Annotated in this window: 11 protein-coding genes and 1 tRNA gene; 6 read left to right on the top strand and 6 right to left on the bottom strand. The window is 34.4% G+C overall.

Annotation, left to right across the window (positions count from 1 at the left end; genetic code table 11):
* Positions 1-5 precede the first annotated feature (5 nt).
* From gltB to SULAZ_RS01080, 6 genes are read left to right on the top strand one after another with little or no spacing between them, the layout of a single operon-like run.
* Positions 6-4,412, top strand: a complete 4,407-nt coding sequence (gene gltB, locus SULAZ_RS01105; RefSeq protein WP_012674363.1) for a glutamate synthase large subunit — start codon at positions 6-8, stop codon at positions 4,410-4,412.
* On the top strand, positions 4,409-4,939 hold the full coding sequence (locus SULAZ_RS01100; RefSeq protein WP_012674774.1) for a thermonuclease family protein: 531 nt from the start codon (positions 4,409-4,411) through the stop codon (positions 4,937-4,939). The genes gltB and SULAZ_RS01100 overlap by 4 nt, the downstream gene beginning before the upstream one ends.
* Positions 4,927-5,637, top strand: coding sequence for a signal peptidase I (gene lepB, locus SULAZ_RS01095; RefSeq protein ID WP_012673921.1), 711 nt, complete (start codon positions 4,927-4,929; stop codon positions 5,635-5,637). Before SULAZ_RS01100 ends, lepB begins: the two co-directional genes overlap by 13 nt.
* Complete coding sequence (locus SULAZ_RS01090) at positions 5,637-6,710, top strand: Rpn family recombination-promoting nuclease/putative transposase (protein ID WP_012674771.1); 1,074 nt, start codon at positions 5,637-5,639, stop codon at positions 6,708-6,710. The genes lepB and SULAZ_RS01090 overlap by 1 nt, the downstream gene beginning before the upstream one ends.
* On the top strand, positions 6,707-7,978 hold the full coding sequence (locus SULAZ_RS01085; protein ID WP_012674010.1) for a dihydroorotase: 1,272 nt from the start codon (positions 6,707-6,709) through the stop codon (positions 7,976-7,978). The genes SULAZ_RS01090 and SULAZ_RS01085 overlap by 4 nt, the downstream gene beginning before the upstream one ends.
* Before the next feature lie 2 nt (positions 7,979-7,980).
* On the top strand, positions 7,981-8,289 hold the full coding sequence (locus SULAZ_RS01080) for a metal-sulfur cluster assembly factor (RefSeq protein WP_012673516.1): 309 nt from the start codon (positions 7,981-7,983) through the stop codon (positions 8,287-8,289).
* On the opposite strand, the gene SULAZ_RS01075 is transcribed toward SULAZ_RS01080, so the two are convergent.
* The 6 genes from SULAZ_RS01075 to SULAZ_RS01050 all read right to left on the bottom strand — a co-directional run bounded on the left by SULAZ_RS01075 (position 8,286) and on the right by SULAZ_RS01050 (position 14,509).
* On the bottom strand, positions 8,286-10,388 hold the full coding sequence (locus SULAZ_RS01075) for an ATP-dependent helicase (RefSeq protein WP_012674527.1): 2,103 nt from the start codon (positions 10,386-10,388) through the stop codon (positions 8,286-8,288). The genes SULAZ_RS01080 and SULAZ_RS01075 overlap by 4 nt on opposite strands.
* On the bottom strand, positions 10,382-11,341 hold the full coding sequence (locus SULAZ_RS01070) for a D-2-hydroxyacid dehydrogenase (RefSeq protein WP_012673571.1): 960 nt from the start codon (positions 11,339-11,341) through the stop codon (positions 10,382-10,384). Before SULAZ_RS01070 ends, SULAZ_RS01075 begins: the two co-directional genes overlap by 7 nt.
* Before the next feature lie 9 nt (positions 11,342-11,350).
* A complete protein-coding gene (locus tag SULAZ_RS01065; RefSeq protein WP_012674616.1) occupies positions 11,351-12,286 on the bottom strand; it encodes a ribose-phosphate diphosphokinase in 936 nt (311 codons plus the stop codon).
* A gap of 30 nt (positions 12,287-12,316) precedes the next feature.
* Positions 12,317-12,389: transfer RNA gene (locus SULAZ_RS01060), tRNA-Gln, on the bottom strand.
* Positions 12,390-12,393: 4 nt separating this feature from the next.
* Complete coding sequence (locus SULAZ_RS01055; RefSeq protein ID WP_012673829.1) at positions 12,394-13,227, bottom strand: 4-(cytidine 5'-diphospho)-2-C-methyl-D-erythritol kinase; 834 nt, start codon at positions 13,225-13,227, stop codon at positions 12,394-12,396.
* A complete protein-coding gene (locus SULAZ_RS01050) occupies positions 13,196-14,509 on the bottom strand; it encodes a sensor domain-containing diguanylate cyclase (protein ID WP_012674818.1) in 1,314 nt (437 codons plus the stop codon). The genes SULAZ_RS01055 and SULAZ_RS01050 overlap by 32 nt, the downstream gene beginning before the upstream one ends.
* Positions 14,510-14,541: the final 32 nt, after the last annotated feature.

Raw genomic sequence — 14,541 nt, 5'->3', positions numbered from 1 at the left:
TAAAATTGTCTGAAATTTTAGAAAAAGATGCCTGCGGGGTAGGATTTTTAGCCAATATAAAAGGAATAAAATCCCATAAAATTCTTCACGATGCCCTTGAGTCCCTTGCGAACTTAGACCACAGGGGAGCTGTAAGTGCGGACGGTAAAACAGGAGACGGTGCAGGAATACTTACCCAGATACCCTACAAATTTTTTGAAAAACAGTTAAAAAAATTAGGCATAAAAATCCCTTCTATAGAAGATTTTGCAGTAGGAGTTTTCTTCCTACCAAAGGGTAAAGAAGAAAGTTTAAAAAAAGAGATTGAAGATATAATAAATCAAAAGTTTAAATTTTTAGGTTGGAGAGAAGTCCCAATAAATCAAGATGAAGTAGGAGAGATAGCAAAAAGAACTCAGCCAACTATACTACAAGGTTTTATATCAAAAGAAGGCATCAAAACAGAAAACTTTGAAAAAGATTTATTTATTTTAAGGAAAAAGTTAGAAAAACTTACTTTAAACCAAGATTACAAAGATTTTTACATACCTTCACTTTCCTCAAGAACTATAGTTTACAAAGGACTCATCACAGCTCCAAAATTAAGAGACTTTTACCTTGATTTACAAGATGAAGATTACGAGACAGCTTTTGCAATATTCCACCAAAGATACTCAACAAACACATTTCCAAACTGGAAACTTGCCCACCCGTTTAGAATGCTTGCCCACAACGGTGAGATAAACACAATATCTGCAAACAGAAACTGGCTCAAAGCGAAAGAACAAGATATAAGAGAAGTATGGGGAGACTTAGCAGATATAATACTACCTATCACAAACGACACAGACAGTGATTCTGCTTCACTGGATAACGCTGTAGAGTTTTTAGTCCATTCTGGAAAGGATATTCTTACAGCTATCAATGTACTTGTTCCAAGAGCTTGGGAAAATGACGATAGACTAACACCAGAAGAAAGAGCATTTTACGAGTACTTTGCATGTATATTTGAAAGCTGGGACGGACCTGCTGCGATAGCATTTACAGACGGTAAAATCATAGGTGGAAAGTTAGATAGAAACGGACTTAGACCTGCAAGGTACATAATAACAAACGATGTTTTACTTATGGCTTCTGAAGTTGGTGTTATAGAGTTTCCTGAGGAAGAGGTAATCTTAAAAGGAAGATTAGGTCCGGGAGACAAGATTGCTTTAAATTTAGAAACAGGTAAAATCTACTTCTCTGAAGAGATAATAGACCTTCTTGTAAAAGATAAAAATTACAAAGAATGGGTTGAGTCAAACATAGTTCCGTTTATCCCTGCAAAAGAGACTCCAGAAATTGATTATAAAGACGTTCTAAAGGAGCTCATTACCTTTGGTTACGATAAAGACGAAATTAATATGGTTGTAAAAGAGATGGCTCTAAAAGGAGTAGAGCCTACCTACTCAATGGGTAATGATACACCTATATCCGTTCTATCAAGAAGACCTAAAATGCTTGCATCTTACTTTAAACAAAGATTTGCTCAAGTTACAAACCCACCTATTGACCCTATAAGAGAAAAGAAAGTAATGTCTTTAAAAACTTACGTAGGTAAAAAAGAAAACTTTTTACTTGAAACTCCAAAACACGCTAACCAAATTGTGTTTGAAAGTCCAATAATATTTGACAACGAAATGGAAGAACTTATAAAAACATATCCAGACAAAGTCCAGATAATACCAACAATATTCCCACCTTACGAAACAGCTTTAGAACCTACTTTGGACGAGATATGCCAAAGAGTAGAAGAAGCCGTAGACAATGGAAAAGAGATAATAATACTCTCAGATAGAGATGTATCAATAGAAGGAGCTCCTATACCTATGGGACTTGCTGTTGGAGCTGTAAACACGTACATGGCAAAGAAAGGAAAAAGAAGTAAGTTTAGTATAATAGCCGACAGTGGAGAAGTAAGGGACACTCACTCTGTAGCATTCCTTATAGGATACGGTGCAACCTTAGTAAACCCTTACATGGCTGTTCAAGTAATAAGAAACCTTATAGAAGATGATAAAAAGTTTGAGATAACATTTGAAGAAGCTGTTAAAAACTACAGAAAAGCTCTAAATGAAGGCTTACTTAAGATAATGTCGAAAATGGGTATAGCCACAATAAAAAGTTATAGAGGTTCAGGACTTTTTGAAGCTCTGGGTATATCTCAAGAAGTAATAGATAGATGTTTCCCTGGAACTGTCTCTAAACTTGACGGTATAGGCTTTATAGAGATAGCAAGAGAAGTGTTAGCAAGATTTAATCCTGCTTTCTCTGGAGAGATGAAAGACCTTCCTGTAGGAGGAGAATACAGACACAGAAGAGAAGGAGGAGAGTTCCATTCATGGAACCCAAAAGCGTTAACATCTTTACATAGAGCAGTAAGACAGATAAAGTTAGAAGAGTATAAAGCATTTACAGAACTTGCTTACGCAGAAAAACCTGTAGAGTTAAGAGATTTACTTGAGATATCATCAGACAGACCACCTATTCCTATAGAAGAGGTAGAACCTATTGAGTCAATAATGAAAAGGTTTGTTGGAGCTGGAATGTCTGTAGGAGCTCTCAGTAGAGAGGCACACGAGACTATAGCAGAAGCTCTAAACACCATAGGCGGAAAGTCTAACTCTGGAGAAGGTGGGGAAGACCCTGCAAGATATGGAACAATAAAAAACAGTAAAATAAAACAGGTAGCATCTGGAAGATTTGGAGTAACTCCAGAATACTTAAACTCAGCTGAAGAGATTGAGATAAAGATTGCCCAAGGAGCAAAACCGGGAGAAGGTGGACAGCTTCCCGGTAAAAAAGTAGATGTTTATATTGCATTTTTAAGACATGCAAAACCTGGAATAACCCTTATATCTCCACCACCTCACCACGATATCTACTCAATAGAAGACCTCGCACAGTTAATATACGACCTAAAGATGATAAACCCAAAAGCAAAAGTTATAGTAAAACTCGTATCTGAAAGTGGTATAGGTGTTGTAGCATCTGGGGTAGCAAAGGCATTTGCAGACATCATTCACATATCAGGACACGATGGAGGTACAGGAGCTTCTCCTTTATCATCAATAAAAAATGCAGGAACAATATGGGAACTTGGATTACCTGAAGTCCAAAAAGCGTTGATAGATAACGATTTACGGTCAAGAGTTAAACTTAGAGTTGACGGTGGTATAAAAACAGGAAGAGACATAATCATAGGAGCTTTACTAGGTGCAGAAGAGTTTGGATTTGGAACGGCCCTTATGATAGCAGAAGGTTGTGTAATGGCAAGACAGTGCCACCTTAACACCTGCCCAGTAGGTATAACAACCCAAGATAAAAGATTAAGAGAAAAGTTTCCAGGAAAACCAGAACATATAATAAACTACCTTAAGTTTGTAGCCCAAGAAGTAAGACAGTACCTTGCAAATATGGGATACAGAAGCTTAGATGAAATCATTGGAAGAACAGATTTATTAAGGCCTATAATTCCCCATGACCACTACAAAGCCAAAAAGATTAAATTTGACCATGTTTTAATACCTTACGACCCTACAAAACCATCTAAATCAACTCAAGACTCAAATCCTATACCAGATTCTAAAAAACCTTTTGACCTTGAGATTCTCCCAGAGATATTACCTGCCATCGAAAAAGACCAGAACTTCTCAGGATTTTATGTCTTAAGAAATACGTACAGGTCTTTTGGAACAAGGATAGCCCATGAGATTGTAAAAAGATACGGAGACAAAGGATTAAGAAACGGTAAGATAGAATTAAACTTAAGAGGAACAGCTGGCCAAAGTTTTGGAGCTTTCTGTGTACATGGAATGATTTTATCCCTAACAGGTCAGGCAAACGACTACGTAGGAAAAGGTATGGCAGGTGGAATGATTATTATAAAACCACCGAAAGAGTTTAAAGGAGAAAGCCATAAAAACGTTATAGCAGGAAATACAATACTCTACGGTGCAACTGGTGGACAAGTATTTATAAGCGGAAAGGTAGGAGAAAGATTTGCAGTAAGAAACAGCGGAGCTGTAGCAGTAGTTGAAGGTGTAGGAGACCACGGCTGTGAGTATATGACAGACGGTATAGTCATGGTTCTTGGAGATATAGGTGTTAACTTTGGAGCTGGAATGACAGGAGGAGTAGCCTACATCTATGACCCAAACGGAGAAGTCAGTAAAAAGATTAATAAATCTTATGTTGAAGTAATGCCTCTTGAAGAAGAAGACATAGACCAGATAGAGAAACTTTTAACAAAACACAAAGCTTACACAGACAGTAAAATTGCAGAGAAAATACTTTACAACTTCAAACAAGAGATAGATAACTTTGTAAAAGTTGTTCCAATTGAAGTTAAAAAACCTTCTGACGAAACAGACGAAGTAGAGGTTAAAAAATGAGAAAATTTAAACTAATTCCACTTTTAATTGTTTTATTTATAACTGTAGCTTGCCACAAAGAGAGTAAAAAGGAAGTTAAGTCAGACCTTCCACAGGCAACAGTAGTCAGGGTTATAGACGGAGATACTATAGTAGTTAACCTAAATGGTATGGAAGAAAAAGTTAGATTAATAGGAGTAGATACTCCAGAAAGTAGGGTAAATAAGAGAGCTGAGATTCAAGAGAAAGAAGGGCTTGGAACTGTTGAAGAAGTAGTTCAACTTGGAAAAAAAGCAAAAGAGTTTACAAGTTCTTTAGTAAAACCCGGTGATACGGTTTACTTAGAGTTTGACGTTCAACAGAGAGATAAATACGGTAGATTACTTGCTTATGTTTACTTAAAAGATGGTAGGATGTTAAACAAAGAGATTATATGCAATGGCTATGCAATGCCTTTAACAGTTCCACCAAATGTTAAGTACGAAGAAGAGTTTAGAAAATGTTATAAAGAAGCAAGGGAGAATAAAAGAGGATTATGGAAGGAGTAGATAACAAAAAGAAGACCAACATAAAACATATAGTAGAAACTATAGTAGTTATATTTGTAGTTGTATCTTTAGTAAGAGTGTTTTTAGTACAAGCTTTTAACATACCATCAGGTTCTATGAAGCCTACCTTACTGGTAGGTGATTTTATTTTAGTAAACAAACTTGTATACGGAAACTGGGATATTGGAATACCATTTACAAGCATTACTTTTTACCATCACAACAATAGACTTGCAAAGATAGACAGGGGAGATGTAATAGTATTTAAATATCCAGAAGACCCTTCCATTGATTTTATAAAAAGAGTAATCGCACTCCCAGGAGATATAGTAGAAGTAAAAAATGATATAGTGTATATAAACGGTAAACCATTAAAAAGGGAAGAAGACGGATATTACGAAGACACAAATGAAAAAGTAAAAAAGTATAAAGAAACAACTGTAAGGTCTGATGGAAAAGAGTACTCTTACACTGTAATGGAGATAGAAGATGGTATAGGTCCAGACTTTGGACCTGTGAAAGTTCCACCAAATAGCTACTTTGTAATGGGAGATAACAGAGACAACTCAAAAGACAGTAGATTCTGGGGATTTGTTCCAGATGACTACGTTATAGGACAAGCCTTTGTAATATACTTCTCTATAGATTTAAGAAAACCATCAATAAGGATTGATAGACTTGGTAAGGTTATATACTGATGGATGAGAGTATAAAATCTTTAATTAGACGCTTAAGGCAAAATCCCCACGATACCTACGCAAAAGAGTTGTTAAAAGATGAAGAAGTAGCACAAGTTTTATTAGATGCTCATTTGCCTCAAGAGATAAATTCTATTATAAAAAAAGAAACTTTAGAAATCATAAACACAGAAAATCTAGATTACAAAGAAAAATCCAAGTACTTTGCAGATATTATCTATTCCTTAAAAACAATTTACGGGGAAGATTTAAAAATTTACGTACTTATTGAACACAAATCCTACGACGATAAACACTTACCACTCCAGTTAATAAAAAATATGACTGCTGTATGGTCAAAAGAGATTTTAGAAGGAAAAATAACACCTATCTATCCAATAGTAATTTACGCATCAAAAGAGAAACTGAGTTTAGAAAGTAAATTTTCAAACTATTACAAAATTTCTGATAATATGAAAAAATTTTTCTTAGATTTTTACGTGTCAACCTTGAATTTAAATGAACTTGATGAAAAAACGATTAAAGAAAAGTATAAAAACATATATACACTTATAATGACTTTAAGAATTATTCAAGAACCAACACCAGAAAACATTTTAAATTTGATAAAATCAATAGAAACTTTGTATAACTACAAACCAAAGGCAGTTTACGTAATAGCCTTAAGCTATATTTTCACTATTGCTAAAAAAGATAAAAACACGTATATTAAAGTTAAAAAGCAACTTGAAGGAGGCAACATGGGTAGCTTATTAGATATGTTTATAGAAGAAGGCTTAGAAAAAGGGCTACAGCAAGGACTACAGCAAGGACTACAACAAGGATTACAACAAGGATTACAACAAGGACTACAACAAGGGCTACAGCAAGGATTACAACAAGGAGCTGTGAAGGCAGCTAAAGAACTTCTTTTAGATGCTATTGAAATAAAATTTGGTTATGTTCCACAGGAGATTTTAAAACTTATAGAAAAAATACAAGATGTTAACATCTTAAAAAATTTGCATAAGAAGACAATAATTGCAACGTCCATTGAAGATTTAGAAAAAACTATAAAGGAAATGGTAGGATGATACTGGTAAAAAATGGTTATGTTATAGACCCGGAAAACAACTTAGAAGGTAAATACGATATTTTGATAGAAAAAGGAGTTATAACAAAAATTGAGCCAAATATTCAACCTTTTGCTGGTTGTGAGGTTATAGATGCAACGGAAAAGATAGTATGCCCCTCCTTCGTAGACCTACATGTTCACTTTAGAGACCCTGGACAGACTTACAAAGAAGATATAGAATCTGGAAGTAAAGCAGCTGTAGCGGGAGGATACACAACCGTCGTATGTATGCCAAACACTCAACCAGCCTTAGATGACGTTCCTTTAATAAGATACGTAATAGAAAGAGGAGAAGAAGTAGGATTATGTAGAGTACTACCTGCTGGAGCAATTACAAAAGGCAGAAAAGGTAGAGAGCTAACAGAGATGGCATTACTTAAAGATGCAGGAGCTGTTTACTTTACAGATGACGGAGCTCCCGTTATGGACTCTTTTATAATGCGTAAAGCAATGGAGTATGCCGGCTCTATAGGTTCTTTTGTTGCAGACCACTGTGAAGATTTAAACCTTTCTCAAAACGGTGTAGCCCATGAAGGAGAAATAGCAGCTGCTTTAGGTCTTCCTCCACTTCCACCAGAAGCAGAAGACACTATGGTAGCAAGAGATTGTGTACTATCTATCCAAACTGGAATGCCTGTTCATATATGTCATATATCTTCAAGGTTAGCTGTAGAGATAGTAGCTTGGGCAAAGGCTATGGGTGCAAAGGTGACCGCAGAAGTTACTCCTCATCACCTTTATCTAACAGACGAAGAGTTTTTAGATTTTTCTTGTGTAGCCAAAGTATCACCTCCTTTAAGAACACACGAAGACATAGAAGCAACAAGATGGGCTTTAGCAAGTGGGATAATAGATTTTGTAGCAACAGACCATGCACCTCACGCCCATCATGAAAAGATGCAAGATTTACAAGTGTGCCCTCCCGGAATGTTAGGATTACAGTTTGCTCTACCAATAGTCCTTGAGCTTGTAAAAAAAGATTACATGGATTTAACAAGGCTTGTAGAAGTAATGTCTACTAATCCAGCTAAAAAGATAGGGTTAAGACCTCCTCAAATAAAAGTAGGAGAAACAGCAGAATTTACAATATTTGACCCTTTTGAGACCTGGGAAGTAAACGAAGATACAATACTATCAAAAAGTAAAAACACACCACTTTTGGGAAGAAAACTAACAGGAAAAGTTAAGTATACCTTTTATAATGGTAAAATAGTTTACAAGGATTAAAAATGATACAAAAAATTTATGAAGTTATGAAAGAGATACACGACCCTGAAATACCACTAAACATTGTAGACCTTGGACTTATAAAAAATATATACGTAAATGACGGAGAGGTTAATATAGTGATGACTCTAACTTCTCCAGACTGTCCTTTACAGGAGTTAATTTTAGAAACAGTATCAAAGAAAATACTCAATGAAGTAGAAGGCATAAAAAGTGTAAACATAAGTCTGGACTTTACAAAGACATGGACAACTAACCACATATCAAAGGAAGGTAAAGAAAAACTAAAAAAGTTAGGATGGAATTTTTAAACTTTTTCTAAAAAGTCTATATGTATGGTTTTTTCCCCATGCTTTTCAAATAAAACTTTTGCATTTTTCCCTATTACAGACTTTACTACACCTTTTCCAAAAACTTGATGTTTTACAAGCATTCCAGCTTCAATCTCTCCATCTGAAGGTTTATTAGTTTTATATTTGACAGCAGTATGCTGAGGAGAAGCACTTTTTGACGTAGATTGAGATTTTACATGTTCTTTTATATCTTTTAAAAACTGGGATAATTTAGTAGGAACTGATTTATTCCCAAAACTTTTCCTTTCTTTTGCATAAGTTAAGAAAAGTCTCTCTTTAGCTCTTGTTATTGCTACATAAAACAGTCTTCTTTCTTCTTCAAGTTGGGTAGGGTCGTCAAAAGACCTACCAGATGGAAATATACCATCTTCTAAACCAGCAACAAATACCGTATTAAACTCAAGACCTTTTGCGGCATGGACTGTCATTATCTTCACTTTATTTGTATCTTCAAGGTTATCTTGAGCTTGGGATAGGGAGCTCTCTTCTAAAAACTCTGTTAAGGTCTTTCCAGACTTTTCAATCTCTTCAAGGGCTACTATAAGCTCGTTTATGTTGGCCACTCTATCTTCCCAGTCTTTGCTATACTCTTTCTGTAAGTACTCTTCGTATTTTATCTTCTCAAAGATATGTTTAACAACTTTAGAAGGGTTTAGATTTGCATTTTCTATTACATAATCCATTAAATCTAAATACTCTTTTATACTACTTTTTACCTTTTGATTAAAATGTGGAAGACTTTTTTTCAGAGCTTCTATCCAGTTATCTACAAAGTTTGATTTTATAACTTCTAATCCTTTTTCTCCAATACCTCTTGGTGGTGTTGTTAAAGACCTTTCAAAACTTGCATAGTCCTTTGGGTTTAAAGCCAGCCTTAAGTAAGATAGTATATCTTTAACTTCTGCTCTTTCGTAGAATTTAAGACCACCAACTATCTGGTAAGGTATCGAGTTTAGCATCATAGCTTCTTCTAAGTTCCTTGTTAAGAAAGACATTCTTACCAAGATTGCAAAATCTTTGTAATCGGTAGCAGAAGACAGCTCCTTTATCTTTCTTGCAATAAAAGAGGCTTCTTCTTTTTCGTTAGATAGGGCAACTAATCTTATCTCCTCTCCTTCCTCTTTTTCTGTCCAGAGGGTTAAAAGTTTTGATTTCCACTTTCCTTTTGACTTGGATATTACAGCGTTAGCTGCATCTAATATCTTTTTTGTACTTCTGTAGTTTCTTTCAAGTTTTATTATCTTTGTACCAGGAAAGTCTTTTTCAAAATCTAATATGTTTTCAGGATGGGCTCCTCTCCATGTGTATATACACTGGGCCGGGTCTCCTACAACAGTTATAGTGTTTCTACTGCCAACTAAAAGTTTTAAAAGTTGATGTTGAACTTTGTTTGTGTCTTGGTACTCATCTACAAGGATATAATCAAATTTGTTTTGCCATCTTTGAAGTATCTCTGGATTGTTTTTCAGTATCTTTACAGACTTTACAAGTAAATCATCAAAATCAAAAGCGTTGCTGTTTTTTAGATCTTCTTCATATTTTTCGTAAATATTCCTTATGTGAGGTACAGAGAAAGATAGTAAATCCAAATACTCTTCTGGATTGTCTTCTTGTTTTATCTTAGATATGTAATCTTTTACTTTGTCAGGTTTAATTAACTCTTCGTTTAAGTTTAAATCTTTTAAAACTTTTTTGATTAACTTTTTACTGTCATCTTCATCGTATATAACAAAGTTTCTATCGTATCCAACCTTTTCAGCTTCAAATCGTAAAAATTTTGCTGCAAAACTGTGAAAAGTCATTACCCACTGAGGCCTTTCTCCGAGGGCTTTTTCTACCCTCTCTTTCATCTCTTCTGCGGCTTTATTTGTAAAAGTAATGGCAAGAATTCTGTGAATAGGAATACCTAAGGATTTGACAAGATACATTATTTTATGAGTTATAACTTTTGTTTTTCCTGAACCAGCTCCTGCCAGAACGAGTAATGGACTTTCAAAGTGTAAAACAGCTTCTTTTTGTCTATCGTTTAGTCCATCAAGAATAGGGTCTCTTAGCAAACTCTGTTCCTCTGTTTACCACGGATAAAGGCTTCTATATTTAGGTATATCTCTTTTACAAGGGTTTGTCTTGCTTCTATACTTGTCCAAGCTATATGAGGTGTTATTAAAAGTCTGTCTTTGTTTTTTATAAAAAGTAATGGGTTGTCTGGGTCTATTGGTTCTTTCTCTAAAACGTCTAATCCGGCAGCTGCTATTAAACCTTCGTCTAAAGCCTTTGCCAAGTCTCTTTCGTTAACTATACCACCTCTTCCAAGGTTAAGGAGTATAGCTGTTTTTTTCATAAGTTTTATTTTATCGTATGTTATAAGATTTTTTGTGTATTCGTTAAGAGGTGCGTGGATTGAAACAATATCAGATATGGAAAGAAGTTCATCTAACCCTTTATGAGGGTAGGTTTGGTCTAAATTTTTCCCAGATGTTGAGTAGTATATTACATCACATCCAAAACTTTCTGCCACTTGGGCTACTTTTTTACCTATTGTCCCAAGTCCTATTACTCCCCAAGTCTTTCCGTTTAACTCCCAGAAAGGTCTATCTAAATGGGTAAAAATAGGACTTTTTGAGTACTCACCAGATTTTACGTAATCATCGTAGTACCTTAAGTTTTCAAGAAGATAAAATAACATAGCAAAAGTGTGTTGAACTACACTGTTTGTAGAGTACCCAGCTACGTTTGTAACTGCTATACCTTTTTGTTTAGCGTAATTTATATCTACATTGTTATAACCTGTAGCAGCAACACAGATTAGCTTTAAATAAGGGGCGTTATCCATAACATCTTTATCTATAATAACTTTGTTTGTAATGATTATGTTTTTATCTTTCACCCTTTCAATGGTCTCTTCTTTTGTTTTTGTGATAGGGTATATTTCAATATATCCAAAATCTCTAAAAATATTTAAATCTATATCGTCCCCTAAAGTTTTTGCATCTAGTATTGCCAGCTTCATTTTTTTACCCTAAATAAACAGTGAGCTTACAGAACTTTCAATGTTTATACGTTTTATAGCTTCTCCTATCAACTCTGCTACAGATAAAACAGTTAATTTATCAAACTCCTTTCCTTCTAGGGGTATTGTGTTTGTTGCTATCACTTCTTCTATTGCTGAGTTTTTAAGTCTCTCTATAGCAGGTCCAGAGAATACTGGATGGGTGCAGGCTGCAATAACAGACTTGGCACCTTTTGACTTTAACATATCAGCAGCTGCCACTATAGTTCCTGCGGTATCTATTATATCGTCTATTATAACTGCATTCTTCCCTTCAACATTACCTATAACGTCTAAGGTCTCAACAACATTGGGAGCAGGTCTCTTCTTATAAATAATAGCAAGATTACCACCAAGTCTATTTTGGAGCATCCTTGCCCTTTCTACTCCACCTGCATCAGGAGACACAATAACTAAATCTTCTATATTTTTTGCTTTTAAGTACTCGTAAATAACAGGAAGAGCGTATATGTTATCTACAGGACAGTCAAAAAATCCTTGTATCTGAGCAGAGTGGAGATCGACAGTTAATACTCTGTCAGCTCCTGCTTTTTGAATTATATCTGCTAAAAGTTTTGCACTTATAGGAACCCTTGGTTTATCTTTTCTATCTTGTCTTGCGTAGGCAAAGTATGGGATAACAGCTGTTATTCTATGAGTTGAAGACCTTTTCAATGCATCTAATAAAAGAAGAAGTTCCATAATATGGTCGTTTACAGGATGTGTTAGACTTTGAATAACGAAAACATCAGCTCCTCTAACATTTTCATTTATTTGAACTCTAATTTCTCCATCACTAAACTTTGTTAAAAGAACATCAACTAAAGGAGTTTCTAAATAGTCGGAAATTTCTTTGGCTAGAGATTTGTTTGCATTTCCACTGATTAATTTTAAGACTTTACTCAATGAGTTCCTCCGGAAGGTGTAAGTTGTTAGCTGGGGAGGGAGGACTCGAACCTCCGACACCCGGTTCCAAAGACCGGTGTTCTGCCAGCTGAACTACTCCCCAGTGTTTATTTGAATCTTGTTTTAATCAATTTCCAATTTCTAACTTTACAGGCAGTCTCTACTTCTTTTGAAGGGCTACCTACACAGTAAACTGTGCTACCACTTCCCGTTATAAAAGGCTTATAACCTAAATACTCTAAGAAGTTGTAAACTTCCTCAATTTCAGGGTATATCTTTTTAGCTATTTCACCTAACTTATTTTCTGCAACTTCAAAAATCTTTTTAGTACCGTATTCAGTTATCAGATTTAATATTATATTCAAATCATCTTTGTTTGTCAACATATTTTTATCAACTTTTGAGTAAACTTCACCTGTGTTTGATTTAATATTAGGGTAGATTAAAAACAATTCATCATTAAGTCTTTGGTCAAAGAATGTTAGCTTCTCTCCTATCCCTTGAGCCAGAGCAAAACCACCTTTAAGGAAAAATGGAGCATCAGCCCCTATTTTAACTGATAGGTCAAAAAGGTCTTTTTCTGAAAGAGGATTTTTATAGAAACTGTTTAAAAACTGTAAAACTACAGCTGCGTTAGAACTACCACCACCAAGCCCACCACCTACTGGAATATTTTTTTCTATAAAAATCTCCCAGTTTTGGTCTATTCCGGTAGTCTTTTCAAATAAAGTAACTGTTTTATAAACTATGTTCTTTTCTTCCTGTAAATCAGGGTCTAATGTAGAACTTTTTACAGTTAGAGTGTGTGAGGGTTTTATGTATATCCTGTCGTATAAATCTATTGTGTGAAAAAAAGAAAATATGTTATGGTATCCATCATCCCTTTTTTCTACTATCCATAGACCTATATTAACTTTTGCCGGTGAAAGCAGTACTTCCATATACGCACCTATTTTTTCCAGTTTTTTTTGCTATATAAAGATATCTATCTGCTTCTTCAATGTCAATGTAAGGATTGTCTAAATTTTTTATCTCTCTAACACCACAACTGACAGTAATTCTTTCAATAACAGGGAATTTATAACTTTCTACAGATTTTCTTATTCTCTCTGCAACGACTAAAGCTCCTTCTTCGTCAGTATGAGGTAAAAGGATTAAAAATTCTTCGCCACCGTATCTAAAAGGATAGTCAGATTCCCTTAGATTATTTTTAACTATCCTTGAAAAGTGCATTAAAACCTCATCTCCAACTAAATGACCGTAAATATCGTTTATATTCTTAAAGTTATCTAAATCCATCATAAGTATGGATATTTTGTAGCCGTGTCTTTTACTCCTGCTAGTCTCTTTTGATAGTAATACATCTAACATATGTCTATTAAAAAATCCTGTCAAAGAATCTTTTAAAGCTATTTTTGATACGTTGTCTAAAGATATCCTATTTAAGATAAATAGAAGTTTTAAAGAAGCGTTTTCTATGTCTTTTAAAAGGAGATACACTGCTAAACTGTTATTCTCTTTATTTTTAGAGTAAATATGTTTAATTTTTTCAAACTTTTCATGGAACAACTTATGAAAATGCCAAACCTCTTCATAGGATTTTTCATCAATATACTTTTGACCGTGTTCTTCAAGCCATTTTGTAAATTCACAGATTTTATAATCTGGAAGATTGGATAACACATCGGTATCACCGTCTGCAACAGCCTTTAAGAATTTATTTCTATTTTTTATATGTATTTTTGCAGCTTCTTGAAGAGATAATACCATCTCCACATTACTGTCTTTTAGCAGCTTCTTTTCTTCGTCTAAAGAGTAGTTCATATAAGGTCTCAGCACAACTAAAAAATCAAAGTTTATCTTCTCTTTTAAAAGAGAATCTTTTTCTACTGATTTATAAACTATCTTGTAAACTTCCAATAGTATCTCATCTGTATAACCTTTTAAAAACAACCTTTTTCCTGCGTTGTAAAGATTAAGTACATACTTCTCATCTGGATATTTAAGTAAGTAGTTCTTTATATACCTTTTAACAAATCTTTTTAAATACAACTTATCATCTTCTGTTAAAATAGATATTGAAATACTTCTATCGTAAAACGTTTCAATCTCAGAAATTATATCTGGGATTTTTGGGTGAAAATCTTTTATCTTCTCCTCCCAAACCTCTTTTCTTACCCTCTCTTTAAACCTTTCTAAAAGTTTATATGGCATTTTTCTCATCCTAATATCCCCAAGCTATACAAAAAATATTC

It is taken from the genome of Sulfurihydrogenibium azorense Az-Fu1 (genome assembly GCF_000021545.1).
Taxonomy (GTDB): Bacteria; Aquificota; Aquificia; order Aquificales; family Hydrogenothermaceae; genus Sulfurihydrogenibium; species Sulfurihydrogenibium azorense.
Note: the sequence above shows the minus strand (reverse complement) of the source record. Positions and strands in the feature narration are given on the sequence as shown.

What these genes read in the sequence shown, in the direction of transcription:
- SULAZ_RS01100 (WP_012674774.1), top strand. Translation starts at nt 4,409, where the DNA reads ATGAGAAAATTTAAACTAATTCCACTTTTAATTGTTTTATTTATAACT.
- SULAZ_RS01070 (WP_012673571.1), bottom strand. Translation starts at nt 11,341, where the DNA reads ATGAAGCTGGCAATACTAGATGCAAAAACTTTAGGGGACGATATAGAT.
- SULAZ_RS01055 (WP_012673829.1), bottom strand. Translation starts at nt 13,227, where the DNA reads ATGGAAGTACTGCTTTCACCGGCAAAAGTTAATATAGGTCTATGGATA.
- SULAZ_RS01090 (WP_012674771.1), top strand. Translation starts at nt 5,637, where the DNA reads ATGGATGAGAGTATAAAATCTTTAATTAGACGCTTAAGGCAAAATCCC.
- lepB (WP_012673921.1), top strand. Translation starts at nt 4,927, where the DNA reads ATGGAAGGAGTAGATAACAAAAAGAAGACCAACATAAAACATATAGTA.
- SULAZ_RS01050 (WP_012674818.1), bottom strand. Translation starts at nt 14,509, where the DNA reads ATGAGAAAAATGCCATATAAACTTTTAGAAAGGTTTAAAGAGAGGGTA.
- SULAZ_RS01080 (WP_012673516.1), top strand. Translation starts at nt 7,981, where the DNA reads ATGATACAAAAAATTTATGAAGTTATGAAAGAGATACACGACCCTGAA.
- SULAZ_RS01085 (WP_012674010.1), top strand. Translation starts at nt 6,707, where the DNA reads ATGATACTGGTAAAAAATGGTTATGTTATAGACCCGGAAAACAACTTA.